This is a genomic window from Vibrio sp. MarTm2, assembly GCF_027587055.1.
Classification (GTDB): domain Bacteria; phylum Pseudomonadota; class Gammaproteobacteria; order Enterobacterales; family Vibrionaceae; genus Vibrio; species Vibrio sinaloensis_D.
In genome coordinates, this window is record NZ_JAPPTK010000006.1 from 50,348 (window position 1) to 69,518 (window position 19,171).

Genomic DNA, 19,171 nt, shown 5'->3' on the forward strand with positions numbered 1-19,171 from the left:
AAGGACCTTTTTATGTTGAAAATTGCGATGCTGAGCACCGGGGAAGAAGTACTTCACGGAGATATCGTGGACACCAATGCGGCTTGGTTGTCTCAGCGTTTCTTTGAGAAGGGTTACTCCCTCAGCAAGCGTTCCACTGTTGGGGATGAGAGCCAAGCTCTAGTCGAAGAGCTTCTAATGCTGAGTTTCAACAGTGATGTGGTCATTGTGAATGGTGGTCTTGGGCCCACAACTGATGACCTCAGTGCTCAGGCGGCAGCTCAGGCTGCGGATGTAAACCTTGTTGAGTTCCCAGAGTGGATAGAACGGCTAGAAGCGTTTTTCGCTGCTCGTGGTCTAACCATGCCTGAAAGTAACCGAAAGCAAGCGATGTTACCGCAAGGTTCCTTACTCATTGATAACCCAGTTGGCACTGCGTGTGGTTTCAAACTTAAGATTAACGACTGTGACTTTTATTTTACGCCGGGCGTTCCAAGTGAGTTTAAGACGATGGTAGACACTCAGATTCTACCAGACCTTAAAAAATCACACTCTCAACTGGTCGGAATGGACTGCAGTAAACTGCACACCTTTGGTACCTCTGAGTCAGCATTGTCCGATGCGTTAGACAAAGTCCAACTGCCGGAAGGGTATATGCTTGGATACCGTTCTTATTTGCCTTACATTGAAGTGAAGCTGTTTGGGCCAAAAGGGGATGTAGATACACGCATCAAGTTGCTACAGCTTATTTTCAAATTGATAGAGCCCAATGTTGTTAGTGTCGATGAGTCGATGCAAGATCACGTTGGTCACTTGATTCTGGATAAGAAACTTTCTATCTCGACAGCAGAGCAATCAACACAAGGTTGTCTGTCACATTGGCTACATTCGAATGAGCGCGCCGCTGACTATTGCGGGCACGGTTGGGTTTTAGGAAAACGTGTTGAAGTGGGGCAAGCGGATCAAGACTCGCTTGCAGCGGCTTTTGCCTTAGCCGGAGCAACTAAAGAGAAGTGTGCTACTGACATTTCGATCGTAACTGGACGTGTCTATGATAAAAGCTTTTCTGTCGCCATCTCTACCCGTGAAGGTGAATGGGGGCAAACATTGAGCTTTAATCGTCAGTTCTCAGCAGATGATCAAGTGCTACTAATTACCACCGTGGCGGCCGATATGTTAAGGCGTTACCTAGCAGCAAAGCCCATGTTTCCTAATTACAGCTCGCTGAAACGTGAAAAGGAAATGTATGTTCCTCAGAGTGCGATTCAAACGGGGTAGGACTCGGTCGTCATTGCGTAATTAAATCGGTCCACCATGCTGTTTTAACTGAATGAATATTCTTGTTATTACTCATTTGCTTTCATACTTTTCTGTTATAGCAAAATCGTCTAATTGCTAAGCTAATGATTTCTAATAGGAGCGATTTTTGTCTCTAAATTGCAACGTGCATTTGCAACATTAGATCTTAAACTAAGAGTTCGTCGCAGGAATCATTCAGGGAGGAAGGCATGTTTCATCAGTCTAAAATACTGGTTTGGTATCAAGTCGCAAGCCAAAAAGTGATTCTGGGTGAGGCAGTTAACTCAGAAAGCTTGGATGCAATTTCAATGTGGTTGACCGCGCCAGAAGAGAAGGAAGTCATCTCTACCATGGGGTATCGACTCTCTCTATTTGATGATGATGGTAGAGAAATCGCGGATAAAGCCGTGTCTATGCTGACAGCAGACGAGTTTTTATCAGGAGCAAATTTACGCGCTTAGATACAAAAAAGCCCGGATGAGATACATCCAGGCTTTCTTTTTATTGAATAGTTATGCGCGTTTTTCTCTTAGCGTGTAATTGACATCTTGCAGTTCAATATCCGTTTTCGCACGAGATATACAAGGTAAAATTTCATCGCTTTGCACATAAGCCATCGCAAAACCAACGTATTCCACTTCACCTGATACAATTTTGCAGCGGCATGCACCACAATGACCATCTCGGCAATTGTACTCTGGCTCTAACCCCGCTTGTTCCATTGTTTCCAACAGAGTATTCGAAGGGTTTGATTGAATCGGTGTGAAGCCGTTAATTTTAATTCTTGGCATATTCGTTTTTATAGCTCGAAGTCTTTAAAGTCGTCTGCACGAACGTCGCTGTCGATCTGACCAACAAGGTAAGATGAAATTTCAGCTTCTTGCGGAGCAACCTGAACGTTGTCCGAAGACAACCAAGCATTGATCCAAGGGATCGGGTTAGAGGTCGCTTCTGGATACGCCGCACTCAAGCCAACCGCTTGCATGCGGATGTTGGTGATGTATTCCACGTACTGGCAAAGAATGTCTTTGTTTAAGCCGATCATCGAGCCATCTTTGAATAGGTATTCTGCCCACTCTTTCTCTTGCTCTGCCGCTTCTTTGAACAGGTCGAAACACTCTTGTTTACACTCTTCGGCAATCTGCATGAAAGAGAAGTCATCCTGACCGTTACGAAGAAGGTTGATCATATGCTGAGTACCGGTTAGGTGCAGCGCCTCATCACGAGCGATAAGCTTGATGATTTTTGCGTTGCCTTCCATCAGTTCACGCTCTGCAAACGCAAATGAACAAGCAAAGCTCACGTAGAAGCGAATAGCTTCTAGAGCGTTAACAGACATCAGACACAGGTAAAGCTTCTTCTTCAGGTCGTGAAGCTTGATAGTCTTCTCTTCACCGTTGATGACGTGAGTGCCTTCACCGTAACGGTGATAGTCGTTTGTTAGCTCAATTAGGTCATCGTAGTAACCAGAAATATCTTTCGCACGTTTTAGGATGTGCTCGTTCTCAACGATGTCATCAAATACGATACCTGGATCGTTAACGATGTTACGAATGATGTGTGTGTATGAGCGCGAGTGAATCGTTTCAGAGAAAGACCAAGTCTCAATCCATGTCTCTACTTCTGGCAGAGAAACAAGAGGCAGAAGCGCAACGTTCGGGCTACGACCTTGAATAGAATCAAGCAACGTTTGATATTTTAAGTTGGAGATGAAAATGTGCTTTTCGTGATCAGGCAACTTGTTGTAGTCGATGCGGTCGCTTGATACGTCTACTTCTTCTGGACGCCAAAAGAAAGAAAGCTGTTTTTCAATCAGCTTTTCGAAGATATCAAATTTTTGTTGGTCGTAACGTGCTACGTTGACTGATTGACCTAAGAACATTGGTTCTTTTAGTTGATCGTTTTTGTTTCTGTTAAAAGTACTGTAAGCCATGCTGCCTCAATTCCTTTTATGCCCCTCACGGTGGAGGGGCGAATAATGTCTATTGCCTAATAATCCGCTAGGGGATTATGGATTAAATCTTACAACCGCCGCCTGCACAATCATCATCTTGTGGCTGCACTGCGTCTTTCTGGTCATCGCTCGCACCATCACGAGTATTGTGGTAGTAAAGCGTTTTCACACCGTACTTGTACGCAGTAAGAAGATCTTGGAGAAGTTTCTTCATTGGTACTTTACCGCTCTCGAAACGTGTTGGATCATAGTTTGTGTTCGCTGAGATTGCCTGATCGACAAACTTCTGCATGATGCCCACAAGGTGTAAGTAGCCATCATTCGAGCCGATATTCCAAAGAAGCTCGTAGTTTTCCTTGTATTCAGTGAACTCTGGAACAACTTGCTTCAAGATACCATCTTTAGACGCTTTGACTGATACATAGCCACGTGGAGGCTCAATACCGTTGGTTGCGTTCGAAATTTGAGAAGACGTTTCAGACGGCATTAGCGCAGTTAGCGTCGAGTTACGCAGACCGTGTGTCATGATTTCTTCGCGTAGGCCGTCCCAGTCGTAATGCAATGGTTCGTCACACACAAGATCGACGTCTTTCTTGTAAGTGTCGATTGGCAGTAGACCTTTCGCGTAGTTCGTCTCGTGGAAAGAAGGACATTTACCTTGCTCTTTCGCTAGTGCCACAGACGCTTTGAGCAAGTAGTACTGCATTGCTTCAAATGTACGGTGAGTTAGGCCATTTGCACTGCCGTCAGAGTACTTCACGCCATTTTTCGCTAGGTAGTAAGCGTAGTTGATCACGCCCACACCCAAAGTACGGCGGTTCATCGTTGACTTGTAAGCCGCTGGAAGCGGGTAATCTTGGTAATCAAGCAGCGCATCAAGAGCACGAACAACTAGGTCAGACAGCTCTTCGAAATCATCAAGAGATTTAATCGCACCAAGGTTGAATGCAGAGAGTGTACACAGCGCAATCTCACCAGAGTCATCTTCAACGTTGGTTAGCGGCTTGGTTGGCAGCGCGATTTCCAAACACAGGTTAGATTGACGAACAGGTGCAACTTCTGAATCAAACGGGCTGTGGGTGTTACAGTGGTCAACGTTTTGAATATAGATACGACCTGTAGAAGCACGTTCTTGCATCAAGATAGAGAACATCTCGATTGCTTTAACCGTTTCTTTCTTAACTGAAGGATCGTTTTCGTATTTAACGTATAGGCGCTCGAACTCATCTTGGTTCTCAAAGAACGCATCATACAGACCTGGTACGTCAGAAGGAGAGAACAACGTGATGTTGCCACCTTCTACCAAGCGTTGATACATCAAGCGGTTCAACTGAACACCGTAATCCATGTGACGAACACGGTTCTCTTCAACACCACGGTTATTCTTAAGAACCATCAGAGCTTGAGATTCACCATGCCACAGTGGGTAAAATACCGTTGCAGCACCACCACGAACACCACCTTGAGAACAGCATTTTACTGCGGTTTGGAAGTATTTATAGAAAGGAATACAACCCGTGTGGAATGCTTCACCACCGCGGATTTCTGAACCCAGAGCACGGATACGACCTGCGTTGATACCGATACCGGCACGCTGAGAAACGTAACGAACAATGGAGCTTGCCGTTGCGTTGATAGAATCTAGGCTGTCACCACACTCGATCAGTACACACGAGCTGAACTGGCGAGTAGGAGTACGTACACCTGACATGATCGGTGTAGGTAGAGAAATCTTGAATGTAGAGGTCGCATCGTAAAAACGCTTGATGTAGTCAAGGCGCGTTTTTTTCGGGTATTTTGCGAACAAACAAGCAGCAACAAGAATGTAAAGGAACTGCGCACTCTCGTAGATCTCACCAGATACTCGGTTCTGAACAAAGTACTTACCTTCAAGCTGTTTAACCGCAGCGTAAGAGAAATCTAAATCGCGGCGGTGATCGATATACGCGTCAAGCTCATCCAATTCCGCTTTTGTGTAGTCCTCTAGAATATGCTGGTCGTATTTACCCATATCGATCAGCTTCGCAACGTGATCATACAGTGCTGGTGGTTCGTACTGACCATACGCTTTTTTACGCAGGTGGAATACCGCCAAGCGAGCAGCAAGGTATTGATAATCTGGTGTCTCTTCTGAGATCAGATCAGCAGCGGATTTGATGATGGTTTCATGGATGTCTGAAGTCGTGATGCCATCATAAAATTGAATGTGAGCGCGTAGTTCTACTTGAGATACAGAAACGTTGTCGAGCCCTTCTGCTGCCCAAGCGATTACTCGGTGGATCTTCTCAAGATCAATGCTTTCTTTACGACCGTCGCGTTTGGTAACGGTAAGTTGTTGGTTCATTCTGCTTAATTTCCCTAACAAAACTGATAAAAGCCGTGTTTTTGTGTAATTCTTGTAAAATTCGTACCGGCTTTGTGATCAAAGTCTATCTATATATTGTAGTACAAACACAATATATAGGGGTGCATTGGTGTGCGGGTTACAAGATAGTGCTATCTGAGGTGGTTTTCAAGTTGGAGATCTTGGATGACTTGTGGATAACTAACAAAATTGAAAAAATCAGTAAGTGACTACTAACCGATGAAATAAGAGCGGATAAGATTGTAGAAAATTACCGTTTTGGAATCGGTTTATTCGTAACCACAAACAAAAAAAAATATCTTGATCTTTGCCAATTTTTTCCCGCATTTTTTCGCCTGGTGAAAATGGAATCAACTCGACAAAAATCGTTCAAAAAAGCACTAAAAAAGGCGGTGAGCTTATGCTACCGCCTTAAAAATAACCACTAGATATAGGGTGTTATCTTGGTGTTAAAACTTCTGAGTGTGGACGATGTAATTGACGTCGACCTTACGACCAAGCTTATATGAATCAGTGAGCGGGTTATAGTGTAGCCCTGTAATTCCTGTCTCTGTCAGGTCGGTTTGGTCAACCATTTTAATCAGCTCAGACGGGCGAATGAACTTCTCATGATCGTGAGTACCTTCAGGGACGATCTTAAGTAGTTTCTCTGCACCGACGATGGCAAACAAGTAAGACTTAATATTGCGATTTAAGGTCGAGAAAAAGACATGGCCACCTGGTTTAACAAGTGCTGCGCAAGAGCGAACAACGGAAAGCGGGTCAGGGACGTGCTCAAGCATCTCCATGCAAGTGACGACATCGTATTTTCCAGCATTGGTTGCGGCATGGTCTTCGATGGTGCTTTGGATGTACTCAAGCTTGGTTCCTGTCTCCAGAGCGTGAAGTCGAGCGACTTCAAGGGGTTCTTTGCCCATGTCTAATCCGGTCACGCTCGCGCCTTCTTTCGCCATACTCTCAGCGAGGATGCCACCACCACAGCCAACGTCGAGCACTGTCTTGCCAAAAAGGCCATTGGCGTTGTCTAAAACATAGTTCAAGCGTAGCGGGTTGATTTGATGAAGAGGTTTAAACTCACCCTCCAGATCCCACCAGCGTGAAGCCATATCCTCAAATTTCTTAATTTCGTTTGGGTCGACGTTTTGTGCTTGTGTCATAACTGCTCTGTGTTGTACCGCTTCCTGGAATTAGGCAGGCATTATAGCGCGTTAAAATGAACACTCCATAGGGCATGTCACTTTTATACTGAGCTGGTGAAAATATAACCATTAATCAGCGAGATAAAATAAGAGTGTGCAATTTCTCGGCATTTGATTCACAACCAAGCTCACAACCTGATAAAAGGAGAGGGAAAGTAATGCCGAAGAGTCGATTTGTGTGTTATATTTTTGCACCTTAAACGTATTGTACATACGATCTATAAATAGAGGGATAATGGCTCTATGAGCGATCTAGCTAAAGAGATCACGCCCGTAAACATTGAAGATGAGCTTAGAGGTTCATACCTTGACTATGCGATGTCCGTAATCGTTGGTCGTGCTCTTCCTGATGTGCGTGATGGCCTAAAGCCTGTACACCGCCGCGTTTTGTTCGCGATGAATGTGCTAGGTAATGATTGGAATAAACCATACAAAAAATCTGCCCGTGTTGTTGGCGACGTAATCGGTAAATATCACCCGCATGGTGACAGTGCTGTATACGACACTATCGTTCGTATGGCTCAGCCGTTTTCATTACGTTACATGCTAGTTGATGGCCAAGGTAACTTTGGTTCTATCGATGGTGACTCAGCAGCGGCAATGCGTTATACCGAAGTTCGCATGGCAAAAATTGCCCATGAACTTCTCGCTGACCTAGACAAAGAAACCGTGGATTACGTACCAAACTATGATGGTACTGAGCAAATCCCAGCGGTTCTTCCTACTAAAATTCCTAACCTATTGGTAAACGGTGCTTCTGGTATCGCAGTAGGTATGGCAACCAACATCCCGCCACATAACCTTGGCGAAGTGATCGATGGCTGCTTAGCATACATCAATAATGAAGAGATCACGATTGATGAGTTAATGGACTACATTCCTGGTCCAGATTTCCCAACAGCGGCACTCATCAGTGGTCGCAAAGGCATTGTAGACGCGTACAAGACTGGCCGCGGTAAAATTTACATGCGTTCTAAAGCGGAAATCGAAGCGGACAAGAATGGTAAAGAGACCATTATCGTTACCGAGATCCCTTATCAGGTGAACAAAGCTCGCTTGATCGAAAAGATCGCTGAGCTTGTTAAAGATAAGAAAGTCGAAGGCATTAGTGCACTGCGCGATGAGTCTGACAAAGACGGTATGCGCATTGTTATCGAATGTAAGCGTGATGCAGTGGGCGAAGTGGTTCTAAACAACCTATACGCCAACACTCAGCTGCAAACGACGTTCGGTATCAACATGGTTGCGCTGAACAACGGCCAGCCACAGCTGTTCAACCTAAAAGAGATGTTGAAGTGCTTCGTTGATCACCGCCGTGAAGTGGTGACTCGTCGTACTATCTTTGAATTGCGTAAAGCTCGTGAGCGTGCCCATATCCTAGAAGGTTTGGCACTGGCATTAGCGAACATCGATGAGATCATCGAATTGATCCGTAAAGCGCCAACACCAGCAGAGGCGAAAGCCGGTCTTGTGGCTCGCGGTTGGGATCTAGGCAATGTAGCAGCAATGCTAGAGCGCGCAGGTACTGATGCCGCTCGTCCTGAGTGGCTAGAAGCACAATACGGTATCCGTGATGGGCAGTACTTCCTGACAGAAACTCAAGCGCAAGCAATCCTAGACCTACGTCTACACAAGCTTACAGGTCTTGAGCACGAGAAGATTCTTGACGAGTACAAAGCGCTTCTAGAAGAAATCGCTGAACTGATGCACATTCTTGCAAGCACTGAGCGTTTGATGGAAGTGATCCGCGAAGAACTAGAAACAGTTCGCGATGCATTTGGTGATGTTCGTCGTACGGAAATCACAGCAGCAAGCCATGACATCGACATGGAAGAGCTGATTGCTCGTGAAGATGTTGTAGTAACGCTTTCAAACGCGGGCTACGTTAAGTACCAAATCCTAAGCGACTACGAAGCACAGCGTCGTGGTGGTAAAGGTAAGAGCGCAACGAAGATGAAAGATGAAGATTACATCGAGCGTCTGTTGGTTGCGAATACCCACGATAACATCTTATGTTTCTCTACACGTGGTAAAACTTACCGTCTGAAAGTATATCAATTGCCTCTAGCAAGTCGTACTGCTCGTGGTAAGCCAATCGTCAACATTCTTCCACTAGAAGAAGGTGAGCGTATTACTGCAATTCTACCAGTTGATGAGTTCTCACCAGAGAAGTTCATCTTCATGGCAACTGGTGACGGTACGGTTAAGAAGACATCGCTTGATCAATTTGCAAACGTACGTTCAAACGGCCTAATAGCTGTTAACCTACGTGATGACGACTCGTTAATCGGCGTAGATATCACTAATGGCGACAGCGACATCATGCTGTTCTCGAAAGCCGGCAAAGTGGTTCGTTTCGCGGAAGACAAAGTCCGTGCAATGGGTCGTACTGCGGCAGGTGTTCGTGGTATGAAGCTAGCTGAAGATGACCAAGTTGTTTCACTGATTGTTCCTGCAAACGAAGGTGACATCCTAACAGTGACGCAAAATGGTTACGGTAAGCGTACTGAACTTGCTGAGTACCCAACCAAAGGTCGTGCGACTCAGGGTGTTGTCTCTATCAAAGTGTCAGAGCGTAACGGTCCAGTTGTTGGCGCGGTACAGGTAGAAGAAGGCGATGAGATGATGATGATCACTGACGCCGGTACTCTAGTTCGTACACGTGTTTCTGAAGTGAGCCAAGTTGGCCGTAATACGCAAGGTGTTACGCTAATTCGCACTGCAGAAGATGAGAATGTTGTTGGACTTCAGCGTATTGACGAAGTAGAAGAGGTGGATTTACCCGAAGGTGAAGACGCTGCTGATACAGAAAACACTGCTGAAGTAACGTCTGAGAATCCAGAAACGCCGACTGTCGATGATGAGCCTCAAGCGTAAACACGTTTTTAAATGAATCAAAGCCGAGCAAGTGCTCGGCTTTTTTGTGCTCAGAATTAAGCAATATCGCCAATACTTTCAATAAGGTGTATAACTCGTCTCAAAAGTGTCTCTTTCCGAGTTAGTCTGTATCTTGGTTCACGTATAGTGACCAAACTACACAGTAAAAGGAGAGATGAGATGGGTTTAGATACACCAATGGCGATATCCAATTATCTAGGTGGCTTGCTCGCCTTGCTCATTTTCTATCCATTTGCTCTTGTTACACTGCAAATTGCTATTTACTCGCCCACTAAACGCGTCCGTATTACGAAAAAATTTAATATTCTTTGCGCTTGTGCAGCAGCGTTCCTTCTTGTCATGCATATGCAAACTGAGGTGATTTATGGCAAAGAGCTGTTAGATCGCTACTATTCGACGCACGCCAACGAACTACCGGTTGTAAGTGAAGAAGATGGAACCACGCAAGAGGCTCGCGATGGGGTGGGACTGCCTGAAACGACGAAAAAATGACGTCAATATTTTGCAGTCATTTCAATAATTTACAGTCTGTTGTTTGGTTGTCAAATGTTCGTGCATCTTGGTTAAAATCTCGATAATATTCGCCACTTTCCTACTGTTCCAGGCGAAATATCAACCATGAAATTATCATTAAAACAAAAACTGATAGGTGCCAGCTTATTAGCGGTGGTGCTAATGGCAAGCGTGCTAACTTGGCTATCTGCAGACCAACTTTTCCAACAAACTCGTAACGGCGTATACGCTCGTGCAGAGAGTCTAGCCGCTGCTGCTTCAGAAGGGATCTCTGACTGGATTTCCATTCGTAAACAAATTTCTACTGCGTTCAACGATTACAGCCAAGAAGCCGATGTCGTTCCATACTTGCAGCAAGCGCGTAAAGCTGGCGGGTTCGATGATATCTTCCTCGGTACTCCAGAGGGCGGAATGTACCGCTCGCACCCAGAGCGAAACCGTGCAGACTATGATCCACGTACTCGCCCTTGGTACAAAGATGCCAATGCTGCGGGCAAGCAAATCATCACAACTGCCTATAAAGATGCGATTACCAATGCGCTATTGGTGACAATTGCTGAGCCAGTTCGTCGCAACGGCCAGTTTGTCGGTATTGTTGGTGCTGATGTTTTGATCGATCAGTTGATCAACGATGTCATCAATCTCGATGCGGGTAAAAACGCTTACGCGATGCTTATTGATACTCAAGATGGCAACTTCCTAGCACACCCAAACAAAGACTTATCGCTGAAACCTGTGTCAACGCTTTCAAATAAATTTACCCTTCGCGCGATTCAAGAAGCGGCAAATACCGGCTCTATTGAGCTGATTGAGCGAAACGGCGTAGAGAAAATGGTCTTTTTTAAGCAAGTACCAGATACCCCGTGGATTTTTGCGATAGAAATGGATCGCGCGACAGAAGAAGCGGCACACTCAGAGTTATTGGTTGACCTGATCATTACGGCAATCATGATTACTTTGATCGTCGTCTTCGTTGTCTCTTGGTTGGTGAGCTTCTTGTTCCGCGATTTAGGCCGCGTATCCAAAGCGTTGGAAGAAATTGCGTCAGGTGAAGGCGATTTGACTCAAAGACTTGAACCTCGTAGTGACGACGAAGTTGGTCAATTGGCGTCAAACTTCAATATCTTCGTTGGTAACATGCATTCGATGGTGTCTAAACTGAGCTTAGTGTCAGCGTCACTGTCAGAGCAAGCGAAGCAAACCGCGCAACATGCTGAAGAGCGCAGTGCCCGTATTCGTCATCAACAAGATGAAATCAACATGGTTGCTACTGCTATCAATGAAATGGCTGCAGCCACACAGGAAATCGCGGGCAACGCCGATCATACGGCACAAAACTCATCAGAAGCGGTATCAGCGTGTGTGCATGGTGGTCAGCAAGTGGTGCAAACACAAAGTTCGATTCAAAATCTGGCACAGGAAGTTCAGGTAGCGACCGAGGTTATTCAAGAACTTGAAGCACACGGCAATAGCATTAGTACGATTCTATCGACCATTCAAGATATCGCCGAGCAAACCAACCTACTTGCACTTAACGCGGCAATTGAAGCGGCGCGTGCGGGTGAACAAGGGCGTGGATTTGCAGTGGTGGCCGACGAAGTTCGTGTGTTGAGTCAACGTACTCATGCTTCGACGAAAGAAATCCAGCAGATGATTGAAACTCTACAAGGTACGACGGGTAAAGCCGTAGGCATTATGGGCGATAGCCGCATGTTGGCGGATACCAGTGTCGGCGATGCAGATTCTGCGGCAGTGAGTTTAACTCAAATCCAAACGGCCGTTGAACGCATCAGTGATATGGCGACTCAAATTGCTTCAGCAGCAGAAGAGCAAGCGTCGGTCACATCTGAAATTACGCGAAACACTGTGGGTATTCGTGATGTGTCGAATGACTTGGCGGATGAGGCACATGATGCGGCATCTCAAGCGGCGCAATTGTCAGAGTTATCCCATGAGCTAGAACAAGAAATCAATCGCTTCAAGTTGTAAGTGCCATACCCTAATAAGCCCGGTTTTTACTACCGGGCTTTTTTTGTTTGATACGTTTCCAAAGTGGAAAAATAAACTTATCAAAGTTTCAATAGTAGAAATGATTGTGCAAGTTTTAAAATCCATACAAACAACAAGGATTACAAGCTATGCCGACTTCTCTCAACGCATTCCAACAACGTGTTCACGCTATCGTGACCGACACCAACCTTAGCCCAAAGCAAAAGAACCAATTTCTCGCTTTAGAAGCGGAGGCGAACCTTCCATATTTGGAGGTGTCTGATGCCGTTTCGGTGGCAATGGAGCAAGGCATCATTTGTGATATGTTTGAGGGACACGCACCTTTCAAACCTCGCTACGTGCTGCCCGATTATGCAAAATATCTAAAGCAAGGCTCGATGCATCTTGAAGTTGAGCCTGCACAAGATTTTGATGATGCCCTCAATTTGCTGACCATTCTTTATCATCACGTTCCCTCAGTCACTAATATTCCCGTTTATCTTGGTCAACTTGACGAAGTGCTGCTTCCTTATGTCGGCTCTCTAACAGAGCAACAGGTTTATGCCAAACTCAAGCGCTTCTGGATCATGTTGGACCGTACCTTACCTGATGCGTTCATGCATGTGAATATCGGTCCTACGGACAATGTGATTTGCCGAACCATTCTTAAAGTCGATGCAGAGCTTAAGCAGATCGCGCCCAACTTAACTTTCATGTATGACTCGAACGTCACTCCGGGTGATCTTTTAAGGCAAGCAACCAGTAATATTTGCGAATGCAGTAAGCCACACATCGCCAACTATCCGATGCATGCAAGCGCGTATGGTGATAAACAGTTTGGCATTGTTAGCTGCTACAACTCATTGCCGTTAGCGGGTGGTTCCAACACGCTAGTGAGAATGAACTTGAAAGAAGTGGCTAAGCGTTCAAAAGACAGTACGGACTTTATTGATTATGTTCTGCCGGCGTACAACGAGCTAATGATTGAGCTTATTGAGGCAAGAAGCCGTCATCTGCATGAACACTCAAACTTCTTTAAAGGCTTTTTGGCGACGGAGGCGTTGATTGACGAGAACCGTTTTGCACCAATGTACGGGATATACGGCATGGCAGAGGCGGTCAATATTCTTTTAGAGAAAGAAGATTGCAATGAACGATATGGCCACAGTGATAAGGCAAACCGACTCGCGCTTGCCATTTCAGAAAAGCTGGCGCATTTGGTCGACACTAGCCCGGTCAAATACGGCTATGAAGGCAAAGCGTTACTACATGCTCAAGGTGGGATTAGTCTTGATAAAGATGTCACACCAGGTGTGCGTATTCCTTATGGGACCGAGCCGGATCCGGTGAGCTATGTTCAAGCGACCGCGCTTCAGCACAAATACTATACGTCGGGGATCAGTGATATTTTAACGATTGATGAAACCGTTAAATCGAACCCTGAAGCGATGTTCAATCTTTGCAAAGGTGCGTTGGCGATGGGCTATCGCGAGTTTACGGCAAACGTGGCATCAAACGATTTAGTTCGTGTAACTGGCTATATGGTTAAACTTTCTGACATCGCCAAGTTCGCCGCTTCAGGTTCACGCTCGAACACGACATTTCTTGGGGCAGAAGCGGCAAATAACACCGGCATACTTGAGCGTACTCCACGAGTCGTCAGCATGGAATCGCAGCCATTCTATCAGTAAGGCCTTAAGATGGAAAAAAGCGCATTTGTCAGCCGAATTCTGAACTTTTCATGTGTGGATGGACCAGGAAATCGCCTGGTCATCTTCCTACAAGGGTGTAATTTTAGCTGCATTACCTGCCATAATCCTCACACAATCAATCACTGCAACCATTGTGGTGATTGTGTTGCTGTGTGCCCAAGCGGAGCTTTAACGCTAGAGGATAGTGGGCGAGTCGCATGGAACGAGGTCAAGTGCACCCATTGTGATGATTGCCTTGATCGCTGCGATCATCATTCGAGTCCCAAGGTTGCGAGTTACACTGTCACTCAAATCGTGAGGCTGATTAGAAAGCAGCGCCATTTCATCAGTGGCATTACCATGTCCGGAGGTGAAGCGACTTTGCAGCTTCCTTTCATCATTGATCTATTCAAAGCGATCAAACAGGACGAAGAGTTATCACACCTAACTTGTTTTATTGATAGCAATGGTTATTTGTCGCAACAAGGATGGCTCAACGTGTTGCCCTTTATGGATGGGGCGATGATTGATCTGAAATCTTGGCAGAATGAAACCCATCAGTGGCTTGTTGGTCGCGACAACCATAAAGTCATTCAATCGATTCGCTTGTTAGCAGAGCACGGAAAATTACACGAGCTTAGACTTCTTCACGTGCCAGATAAAAGTGATTTTGAGAGTGAAATTGCCCATATTGCAACGCTTATCAACCAGCTACCAGCCAACGTCAATATTAGGCTCAACGCTTTTCAACATCATGGCGTGATTGGCGAAGCGCTATCATGGCCAAAATGTAACGAAGGGCAAATCGATCAACTCTACCAACGGCTTGAAAAGCTCGTTCCAAATCCGATCAGCCGCCCCAGCGTTTACGTCTGATGCACTGCCAAAAGTTGCTGATGGAGCCAGCGCAATGCAGGATGATTTAAACTGGCTTGATTCCAAACCAAACTGTATCCAACTTGGCCATAATCGAAGGGTAAAGGCTTCTGAATGAGCGATTTTGCTTGATATGCCTTGTCTGCCCACGCTTTCGAGCAGGTTAATATTCGTTCGGAGTGATGGCACAAAACGGCGGCAGAACCAAAATCTGAAACAGAGATACTCACATCACGTGAACGATGTTGTTGAGTCAAATTCTGTTCGAAGAAGGGTTCGGCAAGGTCGTCATCGTGAATCCCAACATGTTGGTATTGTAGATAATCATCGATTGATATTGTTCGTTTGCTCGCTAAAGAGTGGGTGGGCGAAAGCAAACAGACCATTTCATCTTCCATGATCTGCTGCCACATCAAATCGCGGCTACGTGTTGGCGGTTGGCTCACGTCATGGGGCAGCAGCATAAAATCGACCTGACCGCGACTCAACGAATCAAAGTTCATTTGCTCTTTAGCGAAAAGCTGAACGTGTTTAGCAGAGGACAACTGTTGGCAGATTTGTTCAATTCGCTCGGCAAATAGCTCGAAGGTACTTTCGCGCATGGACAATGAAATAGTGCCGGTAAAACTGGCAGGTTCGAATTCTCCTTGATGAAGAATACCGTTCATACTCGACAAAATACCATGGATTTGCGGAGCAATGCTGAGAGCAAAGGAGGTCGGGAGCAATAATGTTCCCTCTCGATAAAATAGCTCATCACCTAATTGCTCTCTAAGTTGTGACAGCGTTTTGCTCACACTAGAGGGCGTGACACATAATTTCTCAGCCGCTTTTGTCACGCTGTTGGTTGAAAGCATAACGTGAAGTACCGTTAAGTGCTTCATGCTGATTCGGGAAAGGGCAATAAAATCCATGGCGTAACATTGTTGGTCAGTTTCTACTGCATTATATCCGCGTTGACTGCTTTGCAAAGTGCTCGTTGTGTGGAAATGCTATTCCGCTTCTATACTAGAGTAACAATAGCTATTGATTTATTTCTCAATAGTTAGATCGTGTTGGACTAGGAGGAAAACATGAAGGTACAAGGTTTATTGATCATTGGTTTGTTGTTGGTGGTTAATCCAGTGCTGGCTGATGAGGATGATATGGATGAAGCGACCAAGGTGAAGGTTGCTCCAGATTTTCAAGTCATGGACGAGGATAAAGACGGGTTCGTATCGAAAGAAGAGTTTGATGCGTTTCGTTCAACGATGGACGACGGTGAAGAAGAGGAAGAGAGCTCATTAAGTGCCTTCGCTTCATTTGATAAAGACAAAGATGGTTTTGTTAGCGAAGAAGAGTTAGCGGCTCACGCAAAATACTCAAACCCAGGTAATGGCACAGGCGCATTGCTTGATAACAAAAAGCAAAAGTCCAACGCCAACCGTAAAGAGAAAAAGGAAAAGCCCGACCGCAGTGATAGAGGAAAAAACAGCGATCGCGGCAATGGCGGTGGAAAAGATAAATAATCGTATTAAACAAAACGCCCCCAAATATTGGGGCGTTGTGTTTATTGATATCAGTCAATCAGACCATACTGAGATCCAAGGACATCGATAATCTCTTGCTTTGGATTATCACTTAGCTCAATTGGGCGACCTGTAATCTTTTCTGCGATCCCTGTGTATGTGCGGGAAATATCCATAAGCGCTTCAAGAGGCAGTGCATTTTCGCGAGCCAGTGCTTCACGTTCAGGCATACGTTCTTTGTTAAGAAGGATATCTGGATCAGGGAAGTGGTTAAGCAAAAATTGTCTGAATCCTTCTTTTGAATTCTCGACAATATTACCGGCTTGATACTCCTTTTCATCCCAAATACGGGATGAATCTGGCGTACCGACCTCATCCATGTAGATCAGTTTTTCGTTGCCTGCAGCATCGTGAACGTAGCCAAACTCAAATTTTGTATCGACAAAGATTTGGTCCACTTTAGACAGTGCATCACTGATGACGCCAAACCCTTCGCGGAGCAACTTCTCGTAGAGTGCAATATCCTCTGGTTTGGAAAAGTTGAATGCGGCAAAGTTGTCTTCGATATTTTTACGAGTGATGTTGACATCATCGGCTTCTGGAACGTCTGGGATACCTTTAAGAATGCCTTTGGTTGAAGGAGTCATCAGCAAGTCAGGGAGTGCTTTATCGCGCTCGAGTCCCTCTGGAAGTTCAATGCCACAGAACTCACGCTCCCCCTTTTCATAGGCACGCCACATCGAGCCTGTGATGTATTTGCGACAAATCGCTTCGATCATAATTGGTTTGGCTTTTTGAACGATCCAAACTAGCGGATGAGGGATATCAAGAATGTGGCTATCGGCGAGTCCATTTTCTTTAAAGAGGCCAAACCAGTGATTAGAGATCGCATTCAACGCAGCGCCTTTTCCTGGGACACCTTGCAATCCTCCCTCTGCGTGCCAAATGCAGTCAAACGCCGAAATGCGGTCACTGATAACCATGATGGCTAAAGGCGCATCAGGGGCAACATCGTAGCCTTTTTCTTGAATAAGGCGTTGGCTGTCTTCTTCAGTTAACCAATATACAGAGCGTACTTTTCCGCTATGAACAGGCTTATTTGTGCGAATTGGAAGATCGTCATTTACGGCGAGAACTTGATCGGCGAGACTCATTTAGACATTCCTATCTTTGTCAAAAATGGGTGAAAGACGTAATTTGCTTTCGATTCGCAGTGCATAATACCAGAACTTAGCGAGGCTTCCAGATAAAAAGCAAACGTTTGCTTAATTTTTTAACGGCGCAATGGCGATGTGATAAAAAGAAAAAGCCCCTCACAAAGGGAGGGGCCAAAGACAGTGTAAATGTTGAGCTTATTAGTGGTACTGGAATGATCTGCCCTCAACAAAAAAGACAGCACACTGGAACTGGTTAGCGAGATCAGTAAGTAACGCTTGATCTAATTCTGAAATTTGGTTGGACGCGACAACGGCACTTGCGTTACCCGATTGAATGGCTTTGGTCACAATCTCTACCTCTGACTGAGTTTGAGATGCTCTCATCTGGATGATCTTTTTGCAGCTGACATTGTATGAAGCGAACTGCTCGTAGTCAGGACGTGGACATTCAGCAGTAAACAAAATCCATTGCTTTTGGTGCGATAGGCTCGCTAAGCGGTAAAGAACGGCGTCATCGATGTTCATCGGCTGGGTAGGTTGAGCGAGAACATTGAATTTAGAAACCGAGCGACTTGTTGTTTGAAACTGAATCATAATACTGTCCTTTCATGCATGCTGTATGTGTATACAGTAGTTTGTTTGCCGGAAGTGATCAAGACATTTTGTTGTCTTTTTAATCGATAAATTGAAAATCTTAAGCGGAATTTATGGTTAAGCTGTTGAATTTAAAGAGTTGTCCTTGTTTTCTTACAAGTAAGCTAAGTATGAGAAACTGTGAGTGAACGCACATGGCTTTATACAGTACTGTGGAGAAAGTACTGTATAAAGCCAGAGAGGTTGTTTGTTGGAAATCGCCCCTAAGTGTCAAGATATTTTCAACCAGCTTGGTATCTTGTCATCTTCATGCTCAGGCTTCGCGGTTTGGGGGCGCTAATTTCGACTTGAGCTAATTTAGCACTTTCTAGGGGTTAAGAAAGCGCTCAGGATAATCACTAAAAATACCATCTAGATTGCTCAGGCGCTTTAAGCGATTTGGGTTGTTTACTGTGTAGCACCAGACTTTATAGCCGAGCTTTTGCAGAGAAGAAATCTGTCGTTTGCTTGTCCAGAGGTGGTTGAGATTGCAACCAACGGCTTGAACTTCTTCTAGAAGAAGCCGATCTTTTCTCTTCAACCTTTCTGACAAAACGGCAATGGCGTGGGTGGGAAACTGCTTTCTAAGCTGGCGAATGACATCGTGGTTAAAACTCGAAAACAGAATCGACTCTTTTGGCAGCTCAATGCCTTTGACTGCGTGCGCAAGGAGGTCGACAACGTGTTCAGGGTCATGGTGATCGACTTTCACTTCAAGGTTTAACTTGATGCGGTGTTGATTGGCAATGTCGAGCAACTCACTCAAGGTCAATATTGTTTGCGGAGAACATTCAGGATAATGATGGGCAAAATTAAGCTGGCGTAGTTCGCTTAAGGTCAGTGCATCAACTCGACCTTCACCATTACTGCACCTATCAACGGTATGATCATGGCAAACCACGAGAACATCATCTTTGCTTGGTTGGATATCGACTTCTATCCAGTTGAGGCCGAGCTCTATCGCAGCTTCAATACTCACTCGGGTGTTTTCAGGGTAATGACCGGCAATGCCTCGGTGTCCGACTATATTCATTTGCTTAACACAATCAAAAAATAATGAGTGGTTAGATTAGCGCTAAAGAGTGGTTGTCACTACAAAAATCTGAGACT

Annotated in this window: 16 protein-coding genes; 8 read left to right on the forward strand and 8 right to left on the reverse strand. The window is 45.2% G+C overall.

Going from position 1 to position 19,171, the window contains the following annotated elements; translation table 11 throughout:
* The first annotated feature begins 12 nt into the window (after window positions 1–12).
* Together OH458_RS13235 and OH458_RS13240 are read left to right on the forward strand one after the other, a co-directional pair.
* Window positions 13–1,257 (forward strand): CinA family nicotinamide mononucleotide deamidase-related protein, encoded by a 1,245-nt coding sequence (locus OH458_RS13235; RefSeq protein ID WP_269978662.1) that lies wholly within the window; start codon window positions 13–15, stop codon window positions 1,255–1,257.
* A 230-nt stretch (window positions 1,258–1,487) separates the two neighbouring features.
* Complete coding sequence (locus OH458_RS13240) at window positions 1,488–1,739, forward strand: hypothetical protein (protein WP_269978663.1); 252 nt, start codon at window positions 1,488–1,490, stop codon at window positions 1,737–1,739.
* Between the two features lie 51 nt (window positions 1,740–1,790).
* On the opposite strand, the gene yfaE is transcribed toward OH458_RS13240, so the two are convergent.
* The 4 genes from yfaE to ubiG form a co-directional block, all read right to left on the reverse strand.
* Entirely contained in the window at window positions 1,791–2,069 is a 279-nt protein-coding gene (yfaE, locus tag OH458_RS13245; RefSeq protein ID WP_005473726.1) for a class I ribonucleotide reductase maintenance protein YfaE, read from the reverse strand.
* Between the two features lie 8 nt (window positions 2,070–2,077).
* Window positions 2,078–3,211 (reverse strand): class Ia ribonucleoside-diphosphate reductase subunit beta, encoded by a 1,134-nt coding sequence (gene nrdB / locus OH458_RS13250; RefSeq protein WP_269978664.1) that lies wholly within the window; start codon window positions 3,209–3,211, stop codon window positions 2,078–2,080.
* A gap of 82 nt (window positions 3,212–3,293) precedes the next feature.
* Window positions 3,294–5,576, reverse strand: coding sequence for a class 1a ribonucleoside-diphosphate reductase subunit alpha (gene nrdA, locus OH458_RS13255; protein WP_269978665.1), 2,283 nt, complete (start codon window positions 5,574–5,576; stop codon window positions 3,294–3,296).
* Window positions 5,577–6,046: 470 nt separating this feature from the next.
* Window positions 6,047–6,754: a bifunctional 2-polyprenyl-6-hydroxyphenol methylase/3-demethylubiquinol 3-O-methyltransferase UbiG gene (gene ubiG / locus OH458_RS13260; protein ID WP_269978666.1), complete on the reverse strand. Its 708-nt coding sequence runs from the start codon at window positions 6,752–6,754 to the stop codon at window positions 6,047–6,049.
* A gap of 285 nt (window positions 6,755–7,039) precedes the next feature.
* On the opposite strand from ubiG, the gene gyrA reads away from it, so the two are divergent.
* The 5 genes from gyrA (at window position 7,040) to OH458_RS13285 (ending at window position 14,763) form a co-directional block, all read left to right on the forward strand.
* The gene (gyrA, locus tag OH458_RS13265) at window positions 7,040–9,673 is read left to right on the forward strand and encodes a DNA topoisomerase (ATP-hydrolyzing) subunit A (protein WP_269978667.1); all 2,634 of its coding nucleotides are present in this window, start codon (window positions 7,040–7,042) and stop codon (window positions 9,671–9,673) included.
* A gap of 180 nt (window positions 9,674–9,853) precedes the next feature.
* Window positions 9,854–10,186, forward strand: a complete 333-nt coding sequence (locus tag OH458_RS13270; RefSeq protein WP_269978668.1) for a hypothetical protein — start codon at window positions 9,854–9,856, stop codon at window positions 10,184–10,186.
* 126 nt (window positions 10,187–10,312) lie between these two features.
* Complete coding sequence (locus OH458_RS13275) at window positions 10,313–12,196, forward strand: methyl-accepting chemotaxis protein (RefSeq protein WP_269978669.1); 1,884 nt, start codon at window positions 10,313–10,315, stop codon at window positions 12,194–12,196.
* 149 nt (window positions 12,197–12,345) lie between these two features.
* Window positions 12,346–13,887, forward strand: coding sequence for a YjjI family glycine radical enzyme (locus tag OH458_RS13280; protein WP_269978670.1), 1,542 nt, complete (start codon window positions 12,346–12,348; stop codon window positions 13,885–13,887).
* A 9-nt stretch (window positions 13,888–13,896) separates the two neighbouring features.
* Entirely contained in the window at window positions 13,897–14,763 is an 867-nt protein-coding gene (locus tag OH458_RS13285; RefSeq protein WP_269978671.1) for a YjjW family glycine radical enzyme activase, read from the forward strand.
* Here the strand turns inward: OH458_RS13285 and OH458_RS13290 are convergent.
* The gene (locus OH458_RS13290) at window positions 14,754–15,677 is read right to left on the reverse strand and encodes a LysR family transcriptional regulator (protein WP_269978672.1); all 924 of its coding nucleotides are present in this window, start codon (window positions 15,675–15,677) and stop codon (window positions 14,754–14,756) included. The two genes, OH458_RS13285 and OH458_RS13290, sit on opposite strands and share 10 nt — an antisense overlap.
* 159 nt (window positions 15,678–15,836) lie before the next feature.
* On the opposite strand from OH458_RS13290, the gene OH458_RS13295 reads away from it, so the two are divergent.
* The gene (locus OH458_RS13295) at window positions 15,837–16,271 is read left to right on the forward strand and encodes an EF-hand domain-containing protein (RefSeq protein ID WP_269978673.1); all 435 of its coding nucleotides are present in this window, start codon (window positions 15,837–15,839) and stop codon (window positions 16,269–16,271) included.
* A 50-nt stretch (window positions 16,272–16,321) separates the two neighbouring features.
* Here OH458_RS13295 and OH458_RS13300 read toward each other — a convergent pair whose 3' ends face one another.
* The 3 genes from OH458_RS13300 to OH458_RS13310 form a co-directional block, all read right to left on the reverse strand.
* The gene (locus tag OH458_RS13300) at window positions 16,322–17,425 is read right to left on the reverse strand and encodes a phosphoribosylaminoimidazolesuccinocarboxamide synthase (protein WP_269978674.1); all 1,104 of its coding nucleotides are present in this window, start codon (window positions 17,423–17,425) and stop codon (window positions 16,322–16,324) included.
* A 201-nt stretch (window positions 17,426–17,626) separates the two neighbouring features.
* Window positions 17,627–18,022 carry a SulA-like leucine-rich domain-containing protein gene (locus OH458_RS13305; RefSeq protein WP_269978675.1) on the reverse strand — a complete coding sequence of 132 codons (396 nt, stop codon included), beginning with the start codon at window positions 18,020–18,022 and terminating at the stop codon, window positions 17,627–17,629.
* Window positions 18,023–18,389: 367 nt separating this feature from the next.
* The gene (locus OH458_RS13310; RefSeq protein WP_269978676.1) at window positions 18,390–19,094 is read right to left on the reverse strand and encodes a glycerophosphodiester phosphodiesterase; all 705 of its coding nucleotides are present in this window, start codon (window positions 19,092–19,094) and stop codon (window positions 18,390–18,392) included.
* Between the last annotated feature and the right edge of the window lie 77 nt (window positions 19,095–19,171).